This is a genomic window from Wolbachia endosymbiont (group B) of Aricia artaxerxes (genome assembly GCF_964026975.1).
Lineage (GTDB): Bacteria > Pseudomonadota > Alphaproteobacteria > Rickettsiales > Anaplasmataceae > Wolbachia.
Genome location: NZ_OZ034718.1, coordinates 1,394,628 through 1,409,564, shown reverse-complemented (window position 1 = coordinate 1,409,564; position 14,937 = coordinate 1,394,628). Strand labels below are relative to the sequence as shown.

At 33.4% G+C, this 14,937-nt stretch carries 11 protein-coding genes and 2 pseudogenes; 5 read left to right on the top strand and 8 right to left on the bottom strand.

The annotated features are described in order from the left end of the window. Positions 1–22: 22 nt before the first annotated feature. A complete protein-coding gene (locus tag AAGE00_RS06475) occupies positions 23–1,837 on the top strand; it encodes a hypothetical protein (protein WP_341815222.1) in 1,815 nt (604 codons plus the stop codon). Here AAGE00_RS06475 and plsY read toward each other — a convergent pair. The 4 genes and pseudogenes from plsY to AAGE00_RS06455 form a co-directional block, all read right to left on the bottom strand. Continuing rightward, a complete protein-coding gene (gene plsY, locus AAGE00_RS06470) occupies positions 1,832–2,407 on the bottom strand; it encodes a glycerol-3-phosphate 1-O-acyltransferase PlsY (RefSeq protein WP_052264701.1) in 576 nt (191 codons plus the stop codon). The two genes, AAGE00_RS06475 and plsY, sit on opposite strands and share 6 nt — an antisense overlap. A gap of 12 nt (positions 2,408–2,419) precedes the next feature. Beyond that, positions 2,420–3,886: an amino acid carrier protein gene (locus AAGE00_RS06465; RefSeq protein WP_341815221.1), complete on the bottom strand. Its 1,467-nt coding sequence runs from the start codon at positions 3,884–3,886 to the stop codon at positions 2,420–2,422. Between the two features lie 2 nt (positions 3,887–3,888). Beyond that, positions 3,889–4,581, bottom strand: a pseudogene (locus AAGE00_RS06460) (alanine:cation symporter family protein); the annotation flags it as partial. Next, the gene (locus AAGE00_RS06455) at positions 4,517–5,842 is read right to left on the bottom strand and encodes a recombinase family protein (protein ID WP_341815372.1); all 1,326 of its coding nucleotides are present in this window, start codon (positions 5,840–5,842) and stop codon (positions 4,517–4,519) included. The pseudogene AAGE00_RS06460 and the gene AAGE00_RS06455, both read right to left, overlap by 65 nt. A 150-nt stretch (positions 5,843–5,992) precedes the next feature. Between AAGE00_RS06455 and AAGE00_RS06450 the strand changes: the two genes are divergently transcribed. Next, positions 5,993–6,952 carry an IS5 family transposase gene (locus tag AAGE00_RS06450; protein WP_341815220.1) on the top strand — a complete coding sequence of 320 codons (960 nt, stop codon included), beginning with the start codon at positions 5,993–5,995 and terminating at the stop codon, positions 6,950–6,952. 12 nt (positions 6,953–6,964) lie between these two features. Here AAGE00_RS06450 and AAGE00_RS06445 read toward each other — a convergent pair whose 3' ends face one another. The 4 genes and pseudogenes from AAGE00_RS06445 to AAGE00_RS06430 form a co-directional block, all read right to left on the bottom strand. Beyond that, positions 6,965–7,366: a recombinase family protein gene (locus AAGE00_RS06445; RefSeq protein WP_341815196.1), complete on the bottom strand. Its 402-nt coding sequence runs from the start codon at positions 7,364–7,366 to the stop codon at positions 6,965–6,967. 292 nt (positions 7,367–7,658) lie between these two features. Continuing rightward, a pseudogene (locus AAGE00_RS06440) lies at positions 7,659–8,315 on the bottom strand (alanine:cation symporter family protein); the annotation flags it as partial. An 8-nt stretch (positions 8,316–8,323) separates the two neighbouring features. Continuing rightward, the gene (locus AAGE00_RS06435) at positions 8,324–9,109 is read right to left on the bottom strand and encodes a CDP-alcohol phosphatidyltransferase family protein (RefSeq protein ID WP_254229922.1); all 786 of its coding nucleotides are present in this window, start codon (positions 9,107–9,109) and stop codon (positions 8,324–8,326) included. Next, the gene (locus tag AAGE00_RS06430) at positions 9,106–9,789 is read right to left on the bottom strand and encodes a phosphatidylserine decarboxylase (protein ID WP_213863911.1); all 684 of its coding nucleotides are present in this window, start codon (positions 9,787–9,789) and stop codon (positions 9,106–9,108) included. Before AAGE00_RS06430 ends, AAGE00_RS06435 begins: the two co-directional genes overlap by 4 nt. A gap of 232 nt (positions 9,790–10,021) precedes the next feature. On the opposite strand from AAGE00_RS06430, the gene AAGE00_RS06425 reads away from it, so the two are divergent. The 3 genes from AAGE00_RS06425 (at position 10,022) to gyrB (ending at position 14,785) form a co-directional block, all read left to right on the top strand. Further along, positions 10,022–10,888, top strand: coding sequence for an ankyrin repeat domain-containing protein (locus AAGE00_RS06425; protein ID WP_019236893.1), 867 nt, complete (start codon positions 10,022–10,024; stop codon positions 10,886–10,888). 70 nt (positions 10,889–10,958) lie between these two features. Then, complete coding sequence (locus AAGE00_RS06420) at positions 10,959–12,191, top strand: hypothetical protein (protein WP_019236892.1); 1,233 nt, start codon at positions 10,959–10,961, stop codon at positions 12,189–12,191. 221 nt (positions 12,192–12,412) lie between these two features. Continuing rightward, complete coding sequence (gene gyrB, locus AAGE00_RS06415) at positions 12,413–14,785, top strand: DNA topoisomerase (ATP-hydrolyzing) subunit B (RefSeq protein WP_007302477.1); 2,373 nt, start codon at positions 12,413–12,415, stop codon at positions 14,783–14,785. Positions 14,786–14,937 lie beyond the last annotated feature (152 nt).

Genomic DNA, 14,937 nt, shown 5'->3' with positions numbered 1-14,937 from the left:
ATAATATTATAGAGAGTAGGCTATGATAGGTGTTTCCCAAATACAATTTCCTGGAAAGGATTCTTACAGATTAAAGACAGCAAGTTACTTCGCAGCTTTTGTTTCTTTAAGCATTTTAGTTAATCCTGCCAATGTCTTTTTATCTTTTGCCACATTGTTTTTTAGATCTGAAATAAAAACTTTTTACGTTTATAAAGACATAAAAGCTGCAAAGCAGGAAAAAATAAGTAAAAAGGAATATTGGGAAATATTTTTTGAGAAAAATAAAATTAAGATAGCATCTTTCCTTTTATTTTTTGCCTCTATAACATATATAACTTTTACAACTACTTTCCTGCTTGTTTCGTTACTTGCAACAATACCACTTGCAATGATTTTAATTCTATTACAAAGTGAATTAAGGCCAAAGGATTTTAATCCATTTACGTTACTCAAAGCTGCTATTAGTTTCTTTTTAGAAGGCATAAAAGAAAACTCACGTGGGCTAGTCAATAGCTTTGATATTAAGCTTGAACATTTACTACCCCATCAATTAAATAATGATATCATTAAAAATATTGACAAATTAAAAGATAAATATACTGAACAAGTATCTGAAGACACTATTAATAATGAGGGATTTAAAGAATTTATTGAATATATAAATCACTTACATATGCTTGATGGCCAACCATTTAGTAATGAGAATAAGGGAAAATTAGTAATGTTTTTGCAAGATTTTTGCAAAGGTAATGAGAAACATAGCTCTGGCTTCACTGGTGGACAAATTCTTCTGTTAGTTCTTAGAGCCTGCAATGATGGAGATAGAGAAGCTGTAAAAAATAAAAAAGACGCGTTGATTGCAAATTTACTAGATAGCCAAACTTTCTCTAGAAAAGAACGAATTCCTAACACATGTTTTACTGGTGTTATCTACAGAATGTTAAGTACATTAGAGGGTATTCATTCCGATCCAGAGATTAAATTTACACCACCTAGACAAATGCTCCTTACAGAAGCAGAAAATGAAGCACGTAAGTTTATGTTAGACAGGCTAAAAAATAAGAAGAACAGTAAAGAAATTCTTAGGGCTTGGCATAACGCCCAAAATAATTATGAAGATGATAAAAGTCAAAAAATAGTTGATGATTTTATTGCAGAAGTAAGCATTCCTTTAATGAGAAGGTTGCTAAGTTTTACTTCTCAGTATAGTGAACAAATTGTGCTGACATTAATGAAAAATATCAGCTCTGTAAAGTTAAATAAATTAGAGCACTTTGTGTTGGGTCAGCACATGAGAGATAGACTGCAGGAGCATGCTTTAGATGACCAACTCGAAAATATCAAAGAAAAAGTCTTTTTGAAGCTTTTAAACCAAAATTTACTTAGGATAGATTTTTCTCTTAAGGATTCATTTTTGAATGAAGCTAAGGGAATAGCTGACGAAATAATAAAAGAAGAAGTAGAGAAATTTAGGTCAGAAACTGCTGAAAAGGCTAGGAAAGTTAACCCTATAGAAGCTCAAATAGATGCTACATTGCAAAATCTGTCAGCCTTGCCACGAGAAAGGAAGTGTTGCATTGCATATAACAGACTAAATGGACAATATAAAGGTGATAAAAGAGAAATAATGGAGAACATCTTACTAAAAAAATTAGAGATAACGAAAGAAGAAATGAATAAGATGCTAGAAGAGTATGATATACGTAAGCTAAAATTAGCACTTGATGATGCATGTAAAAAAAGTGGAAAAAACATGGAAGAAATAATAAAAGAAGTAGAAGAAGTAGTCTCAAGTCGTCTCTCACATGGAGTATCCGCTAGTAATGTAGTAGAAGGAATGAGACATAGCTCATAAAAACTTACGTTCTCTGCCTTGCAGAAGATTTGCAATATTTTTGTAATGCTTCAAGAAAATTAATATCGCTACAGTGAGTAGTATAAGGAATAACTCCTTTTGAAAAAAGAAAGATGCTATAACAGCTGCTGCAGTAGCAGCCAAGGAAGCAAGAGAGGAGTACCGAAAGATAAAAAATACTATTAGCCAGACAAATACAAATGCTAATGCTATAGAAATGTTAAGTGCTATCAAAACTCCCAAAGTTGTTGCAACTCCCTTTCCTCCATTGAACCTTAGCCAAATAGGAAACATATGCCCTAGAACTGCTAAAATTGCAGATACATATATATAAAAATCGTTATTATCACAAAATTGTTGTGCTGTATAAACCGCGACAAATCCTTTCAAAGAGTCTAAAAATAATGCGAGGACAGCAAGTCTCTTATTTCCTGTTCTTGCAACATTTGTAGCACCAATGTTTCCTGAACCTACTTCTCTTAAATTTATACCATTTATTTTTGCAATAATTAAGCTAAACGGTATTGAACCGATTACGTAAGATAATATAAGAATTATATATTTCTCCATTATACTAAAAATCTAGTTGATCTTGTTATTCCTCAGTCTTTTTAGATAGCATTGAACTTCATCATTAATCTGATTGCTAAACAGTATAAGTGCTGTCATATTGATGAGTGCTAAACAAGAGAATAAAGCCCCACCAATATTAGCAATAGCCATTATATCTTTAGACAAACCTGACAAAAATGCAACTACCACCACCGCTATACGATATATTACTACACTTTTTACACCAAACAAATACAGCCATCCCATTTCACAACAATATACAAATGAAATTACTGAGGAAAACGCAAACAAAGGCGCAGCGATGGTTAAAAGTATAGGAAACCAAGAAGAAACTGTTTCAAATGCTTTTTGGGTGATCAATATTCCCTCGCCAATGCCAGTCTGGTATGAGCCTGTTATTACTATTGTTATTCCTGTCAAACAACAAATTAACATTGTATCGAAGCATGGTTCTATCATAGCAACTAGACCAGTCCTAACCGGCTCCTCATCTTTAGCTACAGCGTGAGTAATTGCAGCAGAACCAACACCTGCTTCACTGGCAAAAATTGCCCTTTGAATCCCAGCGACAAATGCTCCTACTACTCCACCACCAACAGCATTGAAGTCTATCATACTGGAAAACAATATTTTTAATGTATTGCTAAAATTGTGAATATTGAATGCAATAATCGTGAAACAACTCAAAATATATATGAGTGACATAATAGGCACTAGTGCAGAAGATACTCTAGCTATTCTCCTGATTCCACCGATAATCACTAGAGCAAGTAATGTAGAAATTATGAAGGAAAGAACCCAAGGATGACTATCTATCCAGCTTGAATAGCCAGATAATATTGAAACCATTTGATTAGTCTGAAATGCTACACTTCCACCAAGACCTGACAATACAAAAAACACTGCATATATTGCAGCTATCACAATACCAAGCTTCTTAAATCCAAATTCCTCTAGTCCATTTCTTATATATTGAAAGGGACCACTGAATAACTGCTCTTGACCTTCTGTTCTGTGCCTGAATGCTAAAGTCACTTCAGCGAATTTTGCAGACATACCAAAAAAGCCTGTGATCATCATCCAAGGTACCGCTCCTGGCCCTCCCATTGAAATTGCAATTGCAACACCAGCAACAGTTCCAAGACCTACTGTGCTTGATAGCGCGGTTACAAATGCCTGAAAATGCGTAATGTGACCATCATGATGATCTGTGTCATATTTTCCACATAAAATAGCGAACGCATGCTTAAACATCCTTATGTTGAGAAATCTAAAACGTAGTGTTAGAAATATATAACCAAAGGCCAATAAAAGAATTATAAATGGTACGTGAAAGATCTTGAAAAACAACACTTCATTCATGAAGTTGCTTACTCCATTTAATGCAGTGTCATAACTTTTATGAAAAACTGAAGCAGCGTATACATCGTTAAACGATAGGCAAAATAACATCATGCAAAGCAATCTATAAATCATGTTTAATACCTTTTGTAATAAGAATCTATTGTATTTAAGACTTCCCTTCTCAGTAGATATATTGCAACAGCATTTGGAATCATAAGGCACATAAACAGGCTATCGCCTAAATAAGATATAAATTCTATATTTTTTGACATACAACTGATATACACTGAACCCACTATAAGAATTTGGAACAATATCAGTACTTTTTTGTTACCAAATAAGTACAACAGGGCAACTTCACAGTAGTAATAGTAAGCTATTATTGTGGAAAATGCAAAGGAAAACATTATCAGCGGAAGAGCTAGCTTGCTCAATAAAGGCAAGGCTGTTGAAAATGCTGAGCTAACTAACGTAATATCACCTACGGTATTAGTGCTATGCATATCGGTGATAATTATCACAATACCAGTCAAAAATGAGACTAATATTGTGTCTACAAATGGTGCAATCATTGCAACACTTCCAACTTTAACTGGGTCTTTCTCTTTTACAATCGAATGTGCTATAGCTGCTGTTCCAGTACCTGCTTCATTAGCAAACACTGACCTTCTTACCCCTGCTATTAATCCACTCAATACTCCACCTCCTATAGCTGATTTGTTAAAGATATCTTGAAATATTATAGATAGAGCATTCAGTAGATTATTTCCGTTTACACAGATTAAATATATACACATGCCTATATATAACATTATCATGATTACACCTACGACAATGTTGCAAATTTTTATTTTCCTTTCCATTATGTCCAGAAGAGTTCGGTAGCTCTTTTACGCGAAATACCACATTTACGTCCTCAAGGTTAATTTCAATTCTCTTGACCAATGTTCTGATAATATCACGTTTAGTTAACCAGTCTGCGTTATCAAGGTTTAACGTAATATTGGAAGAAAAGTCTTCTAAATTGGCCACAACCAGAGTTACCTCCTGTTCTAATTCCTTTTGATAAAATATCTTTTTCTTCTCTTCTTTAATTGTTTTTAAGCTTTGTTTCATTGCTTTAATTCGTGGTTCAAATTCCTCTTGATTGATATATTCTTGAGCATAACTATCGATAAGTCTAGCAATACCACGTTTTAATTTATTTTCTTGTTTCTCTAGCAGGTCACTTTTTTGATCCAATGATGATTTTTTTAGTTCTGAAAGCCTACGCTTGTATTCTTCTAAAATCCTGTTTGGATTTTTCAATAACTGCTTAACCTCTTCCCACACAGCTGTTTCTAATGCATCTGAGCGAATGGGTTTATTGTCACAAATCTTATTACCACCAAAACGGTAAGAATCTTTACCACTACAACGGTAATATGCATAATGACCACCTTCTTCTTCTCGTCTACTTCTCATGCAAGTTCCGTAACATCCGTAATTACAACGCTTACATATGACTAAACCTTGTAGTAAGTACTTTGCTCCTCTTTTTCTTGTCCTTGCTACTTTTCTATTTTCAGCTAATTGTTCTTGAACAATATCAAATATATCTTCATCTACTATATTTGGCACTTTAATATAAATCCAATTTGCTTTTTCAACAGGATAGACAGAGTGGTTACTTTTTGGCTGCTCACAAGAGCCTTTCTGTGGTCTTACTTGCTTTAATCTTACTCCTAACCTTCTTCTACCAAAAGCTGCTTGTCCTTTGTAAGCAGGGTTTTTCAACATACTCCAAATTGTACCTTTATTCCAGCGTTCTTTTCCTTTTTGTGTCTTAATGGACATAGTATTTAGCCGACGACATACTTCCCCAATACTTGTTCTTTCTCTGCCTATCCACAAAAATACTTTACGAACGACATCAGCTTCTTTTTCGTTAATCTCAAATAAAGCTTGTCCTCCTCCCATATGCTTATCTATATAACGATAACCATAAGGAGCTCCTCCCATTACATTTACATAGCCTTTGTTAGCTGCATAGATTTTACCACGACGACTTCGTTCCATAATTTTCGCACGTTCATATTCTGCTATCATACCTTGCATTTGTAACAGTAATTGAGATTCTGGGTGGCTTTGTTGCATAGCTAGTGTTGGTTGAGGTTATTGTAAGAAGAAAAGCTTTTTAATATATGGCTACTAACGAATTTTGTTGTAAAATAGGCATTTTTCAAACAAGTACAACTTATGCCACAAAAAATGAGAGTAAGTAACCAAAGAGAATATAACGAGTTTCTCAAAAAAAGAGGAAATGTTTTTCATTTTGTTAATCAAGCCATAGAAAATCGGTATGAAAATAGTCCAAAAGTTGCAGGTGGCAATAACACTTATAGTGATAAAGTTGTAATTTTAATACACATAATAGTTCATCTTTTTAGAATTGGCTTGAGACAAGCTGTAGGTTTTGTAAAAGGTTATATGGTACAAATAGGCAAAAAACTTAAGATTATCAGCTATACACAAGCTTCCAGAAGATTTAAAAAGCTTAATTTGAAGATTGATGACCATAGAAGCAATAAAGATGATCTGGAAAATGTTGAAATTGCCGTAGATAGCACTAGAGTTAGTATCTACAATAATAACGGTGGGCATAGTAAGCTTAATATTCGAAAAAGAAAATACAGTGGTTATGGTCAAGTAAGAAAATTACATGTTGTTTTAAACATAAATGATAAGAAAGCAATAAGCATGAACTACACTAGTGGTGTTGCTGTAGACTATTTGCCGGTCTGCGATATGTTAGAAGAAGTCAGTGATAAATATAACATTTGTTCTATTCGAGCAGATGCGGCTTATGATATAAAAAGTGTGTATAAAGAATGCAGAAAATACAATATTGTGCCTATTATTCGCCCTAGGAAGGATACTAAAATTTGTTTAGCTGACTACTTATCAGAAAGAAACAAGTATATTAGTAGAATTAGGTCATATGAGAATTATGAAGATGGTATTAATGAATGGAAGAAAAAAGTTAAGTATGGAGCACGGTCTTATATTGAAGTCTTTTTCTATAGGTTGAAGCAAATATTTGGGTTTGGCTTGAAAAATAAATCAGAGGTAAATCGTGAAAAAGAGCTGTTAATTAAGTGCTACTTATTGAACAAATTTACTGATATAGGTATGGCTGAATTTAAATTAGCTGCGTAAATTCACTGTGATTTACATGCCTATCAGTGCTATGCAACAAAGCCATTCTGGGTTACCGTTAATCTCATAATTTAAAAAAACCACTTTTGCTCCTGCTTTTTCAAATTCTTCAATCAGCACCATTTGATATGCATATTTTCTAGATAAACGATCAGGAGAATGAATGTAAATCTTATCAATTTTACCTTCTGTTACTTTATCACGTAATTTTTCTAAATCAGGGCGGACTAAATGAGATCCACTGTAGCCGTTATCAATAAATTTATACTCACTTAACAATCTGTATCCGTCCAGATTAATTTGCTTCTCTAAAGCTGCAATTTGACTTTCTATCGTATTTCCTTCTACTTGTTTCCCCGAAGAAACTCTCGCATATAAACATACTGTTACCATTTGACCCTCCTTGAATCCCATTTTTATGTTTTAAGTTTTTTTGACTTATTTCCTTTGACACTACCTTTTCATAAGCATCTGATAAGCATTGTTCTGCTAACCGATTAGGTTCATAGCTACAGCTAATTTGGATAGCTAATCTCTTGTTTCTCATGACTTTTCCTTGAAATAATATGTTCATATCATTCCTTAAAGCCGATGGTTAATTGATTATTAGCGCTATAAGTAAATCGGACTCTTGGTTCTGGACACAGAAGTTTTCGAGAAATGGTTTTCTCTAGTTTTATTTTTATGTTTTTTGCAACATTGTCGGTAGTGTAAACGGCCCTAAACCTGTTGCAACTAAAGCAATTCGCTTTATTCCTCCCAGTATTACAATTAATACAAATAGCGAGATAATAACAGATGTGTTGTATTCAAATAAGTTACTTGACAACGCTGCAATTTGATTTGCCTGAAATGGTATGCCGCCTAGAATCATTGCAACAAGCAGCATAACTGCGTAGATAAATGCAAGGAATTTGCCAGTCTTCATAAATCCAATCTTTGCAAGTCCATGTTCCATATAATAAAAAGCCCCACCAGTTGTGTTTTCAGAGCGATGAGTAAATGCAAGCACTACTTCAGCAAATTTTATTGACATGCCAAGTACTCCGGTAATTATCATCCAAAAAACTGCACTTGGCCCCCCTATTGTAATAGCTATTGCAACTCCTGATATTGTTCCAAGACCAACTGTTCCTGAAATTACCGTTGCAAATGCCTGAATGTGGGTGATTATGCCGTTATTATTATGGCTCTCTAGGTTGAATAGTGTTTGTATTCCATATTTGAACAACCTAAAGTTAATGAATTTGAATCGAATCGTACAAAAAACCCCAGTTGCAATTACCCAAATAATTATAAATGGTATGTTGAATATCTTTATATATAAAAAAGAGTTTAATAGATCAGTTACTTTTATAATCATGCTGCTCACTATTTTTTATGTAGCTGACTAGTTTTATATGCGTAATGTATATAAAGTCCGATACTTATTGGAATAGTCAAGATATAAACTACACCTAAAATTGGTAGTGTTATCCAGGGCTTGCTTATAAACAGTATGATCAATATTCCAAAAAATGACACAAATATATAGGATAAACTTTTAGGGACATAAATGTATTTTGCAGAGAAAGTTGGAATATGACTTATCGAAAAAAATGAGATGGTCAAAAAGTAACAAGCTGTATTCTTTACGTTAAAAAATTGCTCTATAAGAAGTAGATATTCACTTTCATGAGATTGAAAGGTAATAATTATTGGAAACAGAACAAGTAAAGCGCATACAGGGGCTGGAACACCAGAAAAGAAAAATTTTTTCCAGTATAATTGCTCTAAATGTAGCGAAACATTGAATCTTGCAAGTCTTATTGATATGCAGATTACATATATCATTACTAAAATCCATCCTACAACTTTAATTTCATTTAACTTCCAAAAATATAAAAGAAAAGCAGGTGCTGAACCAAAATTTAGAAAATCTGCAAAAGAATCGAGTTGTGCTCCAAAATCGCTGGTTGATTTTAAAATTCTGGCTATTCTGCCATCCATTCCATCTATTATTGCTGCAATGATAATAAAAATTGCTGAAAATTCCCATTGTTCATTAAATGTGAATTTAAGTGAAGTAAGGCCAGCACATAAACCTAATAAAGTTATAAAGTTTGGGAATAACTTGGTAATAGGTAAAAATTTACTGTTACTTTCATCGTTATTCATATAACATCAAAAGTAAGCTTTTCTTGTTTATTAAAATCTGCTATAATTGTTTCACCGCCAATAACAGTTTGCCCTTCTGAAACTCTTACTCCTATGCCAATGGGAATATAAATATTTACTCTGCTACCAAATCTTATAATTCCAAATCTTTCACCTGCTTTTACGCTCTGAGATGTCCTCAAATTACAAACAATGCGGCGTGCAATAAATCCAGCTATTTGTTCCACAATGATTTCTTTTCCCTTTTCATATTCAATCACAATAATCTGCTTTTCATTTTCATTACTGGACCTATTACTCATTGCAGAAACAAACTTGCCTTTCTTGTAGCTCATTTCCTTTATCGTACCAGATATTGGTATACGATTCACATGGACATTCAAAACGCTTAGAAATATGCTGACAAGTGTAAATTTCTTTTCTTCTTCATTCTCTTCTGATAAAGAGTAACTAACTTCTTCTATCTTTGAAATTACACCATCAGCAGGACTTAATATAAAGTCCTTATTGTTTGGTACAGCTCTTGCTGGATCACGAAAAAAATAGGCACATAATAACGTTGGAAATAAGCAAGTAATTCCAGCTCCCCAAGATATAGAGAATGCTATACATGTTACGATAAAGGAAACAACTATAAATAAATAACCTTCTCTGTTTATGTTAGGTAAACCAAAGCACATAATTTATTCTCGATAATTCATTATTAACAATTTATCATTTATAATTTCTCATGAAAAGCTTTTTTTCACTTCTTCACTTTTGGAATGGTTATATAAACATTTGCTTATATAACCATTGATAGAGATTAATTTTTAATGAAAATTTAATTTCTTAGCTATTGTTAATATTATTTTAATAAAAACTTAATAATAATTCTTAATAATATATGAATTGTTGTGTTCTTAATTTCGTATGACAGGGGAAATAGAAAAAGATGAATCTCCTTCCTTATACTCTGCAATTCGGATGGGTGATATTGAAGCTACAGAGCTGCTAATAAAGTTTGGTGCAAATGTCAATGATAATTATGAACGTAATCGTACACCACTACATATTGCTATCGGGTATAAGCAGTTTGAAATAGCGAAATTGCTGATAAATAACGGAGCAAACGTTAACGCAAAAACTGGAAATCATGGCAAAGATGACTTAACACCAATGCACCTTGCAATTTTTGCAAACACGCCAGAGTTTATAGAATTGCTAGCTAGCAATGGTGCGTCAATTGATGAAAGAGAAAGCACTGAAGGACATACACCTTTTCACCTTGCTACTTTATATGGAAATAAAAGTGTAATACAAGCCTTAGTTGACAAGGGACAGAATATTGAAGATATTGATAATAATGGGCGTACAGCTTTATTTTTAGCTATTAGGCAATGCACTGAAGCAAAGGATGATAGCAGAGTAGAAGTTATCGAGTATTTGATAAATAAACTCAAAGCAGACATAACGAAAAAAGATAATAATAACAACACAATACTTTTTCCTGCTGCTAATAATTGTCCTGGAAAAGTAGTGGAACTCATCATTAAACAATATATAGAAAGCTTTGGTAGAGATCGGTTGAAGAATTTTATCAATCACAAAAATAAAGCTGGAATGGATGCCTTGGATATTGCACTCAATAGTGGGAATGAAAAGGCCATTGAAGTACTTAGCTCATATGGAGCAGATATCGAGAATAAAGTAACTCCCAAGATTACTGTAGAAAAACCAAATAGTACCTTAGATGGAGCGGAAAGTATAGAAGTGGTATCCCCAATCAAACAAAAATAAAAGCAGCTCTAAATTCCTTGCTTTATTTACATTCTTTCTATAGTATGATATATTAATGTTAGAATAGGGTATGTTTGCAGGTCAAAATAATAATCAACAGCAAAATAGAAATAGAGCACAGGCTTTAATAGAAAGAGTGCAAAATGCTTACAACAACACTAATAAAATTAAAAGATTCATTAATATAGTTTTATTAGTAAGTATGATTCCTTCATTTTTTCTTCTTGTACAGCTCTCTTTGTATTTATCATTAGTAAATTATTTTTTCAAACCAAGGGAAAATGAAAAAAGATTATCAGCGTGGCCAAAAAATGTTATTAGAATAACATTAAGCATTTTTTTAATTATACACATTATTAATTCCTGTGTGCTTTTGGTACTGCCTATATTGTGCTTATGTTTGCTAAACAAATCACTCATTGAAGAAATACAGCAGTTTAACGATTTAATACAACAAATTCCAGAGGAAGAAAGGCCTATTTTCTTTCAAGATTTAGCAGCCATTCCTTTTATGGCACAAACTACTCATGACCCAAGTGCAGTTGCTAGTATAAACTTGAGTGTTGATAGACTCATAGAAAAGTATAAAGAGAATTTAAGCAAAGATGAATTCTATGTACAGCTAAATAGAGGCAACACAACCGACATTGAAGAGTACATCAAACAATCAAATGAATTTACAGAAGGCGATAAATCTCATGCACTTGAATGCTTAAGATTTATCAATAGAACAGGAGATAATTTTAAAGACAATCATAGTAAGTTAACATTAAAGCAAGCAGCTATTTTATGTTGGAAAGCCTGCAATGATAGAAATACAGGAACAGAGAATCAAAGAATTCCTTTGAGTGATGCAGGCATAAAAAATAGAAAGGATATGTTTGTAAAAGGTCTTGTAGACGCTGCAACAACTTATGGTAATCAAGGTCAAAGTTGTGCAGGTGGAACATACAATAAATTATTTGAGTCTTTATCTGGCTTACATCCATCAGTGGTTATTACACTCGATGGAGAAGAGGCTAGAGAAATGATAAAAGAAACGATCACACAAAAATTCCCTGAAATGGCCAGAGCCAATTTCACCAATTTCTCTGGAACAGAACAAGAAAGGATCCGTAGCGAGTTACCAGAGTTATCATCTGAAACAGTAAGGTATATTATGACTACGCATTCAGCTCTTGAGAGAAGGTGTCAAGAGTTCAGCAATAGATTAAACAATGATAAAAAGAATGAAATATTAGAAGAGTGTATGAGCAACTTATCCTGTGTTGAGCTAGAAAGTCCAATTGAAAGGAGAAGGTAAATTGTATTTGATTGTCGCCATTTATTTTAAAATATGAAGCAGAGTTTTGTATGATTATTTGAACTTAAGTTTATGTATTGAAATAACATGTAAAACCACTTCGTGTAGGTGATATGTTATGTTTTATCTACATGTCAAGGATCCTTCTCTCAACTTAAAGATGTTGCTAATCAGCACATACAAATGTAATATTAATTAATATTTATAAATAAAGCAATTCCATGGAAAGTAACTACAACGCCGACGCAATAAAAATCCTAAGAGGTCTTGATGCTGTAAGAAAGCGTCCAGGTATGTATATTGGTGACACTGATGATGGATCAGGCTTGCACCATATGGTGTATGAGGTTGTTGATAATGCGATAGATGAGTCTTTAGCTGGTTATTGTAGTAAGATTGAAGTTAGCATAAATGAAGATGGTTCAGTTTCTGTAACCGACAACGGTCGTGGCATTCCAACAGACATTCATCCAGAGGAAGGAATATCGGCAGCAGAAGTAATAATGACCCAATTGCATGCAGGAGGTAAATTTGACAGCAATACCTATAAGGTTTCCGGAGGATTACATGGTGTTGGAATTTCAGTTGTGAATGCATTATCAAGTTGGCTGGAATTAACCATCTGGCGCAATAAAAAAGAACATTTTATGCGCTTTGAAGATGGTGAGTCTATTGAATCTTTAAAGATAATTAATGAAAACACAAATAAAAGAGGAACTAGAGTAACGTTTATGCCATCAACGGGGACTTTTAGTAGTATTGATTTTAGTTACTCCACTCTTGAGAGTCGCATCAGAGAATTGGCATTTTTAAACTCAAATATTGAGATCATTTTGCGTGATCTCCGTAATAAACCACATGTAGAGTCTCATTTTAACGATAGTAAAGAGTCTGAAGATAATTTTGGTACAGCTAATTTTGTACGGTACTTAGACAAGAATAAGACACATGTTACTAAAATTGCCAGCATTAGAGATAATGTAAAAGATCTAGGTACCAGTGTAGAAATATCAATGGAGTGGAATGATTCCTACTATGAGAATATGCTATGCTTCACAAATAATATAAGACAACGGGATGGTGGTACGCATTTGGCAGGGTTTAGATCTGCACTAACCAGATGTATCAATAACTATGCAAACAATGAAGGTTTTTTGAAGAAGGCAAAAGTGAATTTGACTGGAGAAGATGTTAGAGAAGGCTTAACTTGTGTTTTATCTCTCAAGATGCCTGATCCTAAATTTTCTTCACAGACAAAAGATAAATTGGTCAGTTCTGAAGCGCGGGCAGTTGTAGAGAGCATAGTTTTTGACAAGTTGAGTACAATACTTGAAACTGACCCCAAGTTAGCAGCAAGTATAGTAGAAAGAGCGATTAGGTCAGCAAAAGGAAGAGAAGCCGCAAGAAAAGCACGAGAGTTAGTTAAAAATAAAAACAATATTAATATTGCAACTCTACCGGGAAAGCTTGCCGATTGTCAGGAAAAAGTTCCTGAGTTATCGGAATTGTTTATAGTAGAGGGTAATTCCGCAGGTGGTACTGCAAAGCAGGGACGTAATCGTAAAACACAGGCGGTACTTGCTTTAAGAGGGAAAATTCTAAACGTAGAACGTGCAGGGCTGGATCGTATTTTTTCATCTGCAGAAATTGGCTCTCTGATCACGGCAATTGGGGCTGGAATAGGGAGTGAGCACTTCGATATTGAAAAAACTAGGTATCATAAAATTATCATTATGACAGACGCAGACGTTGATGGCTCGCATATAAGAACTTTGATTCTAACTTTCTTTTTTAGACATATGCGTGAAGTAATTGAGAAAGGATATTTATACATAGCGCAGCCACCGCTCTATAAAGTTACAAAAAATGCTAAAGATACTTATATCAAAGATGATGAAACTTTTGAAGAGTATATAGTAAATTCAGCGATTAAAAGATTAACATTAAATGGTGTAGGCAAAGATTTGCGTTTCGTTTTGAATAAGTGCCTCAGTATTTCAAACATTAGCAAAAATTATGATAGGGAAATACCAAAAGATCTCTTAGAATCATTGCTAATTTTAAGCAAAAAGAATGCTCTATTGTCTGCTGATGAGATATTAAAATATTTAAAATTGATGTATAGTGAATATAATTGGGAAGTAGAAGTAAAAGATGAGGAAATTCACATTGCTAAATTGTTTCAAGGGTTAGCAGACAAATATGTATTCTCGCTTAGTATGCTTGAAAGCAAAGAAATACGGAATATATTGAGTTCTCTTGATAACATAATTGACTTATTTAATGGTGATTCATTTTTACAGTCGCAAGAAACTGAAATAAAAATAAAGTCTCCAAGTACACTCGCAAAAATAGTGATGGATTATGGTAAAAAAGGTTTAACTCTGCAGAGATTTAAAGGCCTTGGTGAAATGAATGCTGATCAGCTTTGGGAAACTACACTCAATCCAGAAACTAGAACTCTGCTAAAAGTTGAAATAAAAGATTGTGAAGAAGCAGATAGCATATTCTCGGTGCTAATGGGTGATATAGTTGAACCACGTCGTGACTTTATAAATAACAATGCACTTAACGTGCATGATGTTGATATTTGATTTTAGAAACGCTAAACCCTTATGGCTTAGCATTGTGTGCCAAACCGGCTATTTAAAACGTACTACTAACCAATCCATTTCAGAAATCTGAATTGATCTTGATTGTATTCCCGTTTTCGATCATAAATATATAGATTTTCTGTCCTATTGTT

What these genes read in the sequence shown, in the direction of transcription:
- gyrB (WP_007302477.1), top strand. Translation starts at nt 12,413, where the DNA reads ATGGAAAGTAACTACAACGCCGACGCAATAAAAATCCTAAGAGGTCTT.
- AAGE00_RS06445 (WP_341815196.1), bottom strand. Translation starts at nt 7,366, where the DNA reads ATGGGATTCAAGGAGGGTCAAATGGTAACAGTATGTTTATATGCGAGA.
- AAGE00_RS06465 (WP_341815221.1), bottom strand. Translation starts at nt 3,886, where the DNA reads ATGATTTATAGATTGCTTTGCATGATGTTATTTTGCCTATCGTTTAAC.
- AAGE00_RS06455 (WP_341815372.1), bottom strand. Translation starts at nt 5,842, where the DNA reads ATGATAGCAGAATATGAACGTGCGAAAATTATGGAACGAAGTCGTCGT.
- plsY (WP_052264701.1), bottom strand. Translation starts at nt 2,407, where the DNA reads ATGGAGAAATATATAATTCTTATATTATCTTACGTAATCGGTTCAATA.
- AAGE00_RS06420 (WP_019236892.1), top strand. Translation starts at nt 10,959, where the DNA reads ATGTTTGCAGGTCAAAATAATAATCAACAGCAAAATAGAAATAGAGCA.
- AAGE00_RS06425 (WP_019236893.1), top strand. Translation starts at nt 10,022, where the DNA reads ATGACAGGGGAAATAGAAAAAGATGAATCTCCTTCCTTATACTCTGCA.
- AAGE00_RS06435 (WP_254229922.1), bottom strand. Translation starts at nt 9,109, where the DNA reads ATGAATAACGATGAAAGTAACAGTAAATTTTTACCTATTACCAAGTTA.
- AAGE00_RS06475 (WP_341815222.1), top strand. Translation starts at nt 23, where the DNA reads ATGATAGGTGTTTCCCAAATACAATTTCCTGGAAAGGATTCTTACAGA.
- AAGE00_RS06450 (WP_341815220.1), top strand. Translation starts at nt 5,993, where the DNA reads ATGCCACAAAAAATGAGAGTAAGTAACCAAAGAGAATATAACGAGTTT.
- AAGE00_RS06430 (WP_213863911.1), bottom strand. Translation starts at nt 9,789, where the DNA reads ATGTGCTTTGGTTTACCTAACATAAACAGAGAAGGTTATTTATTTATA.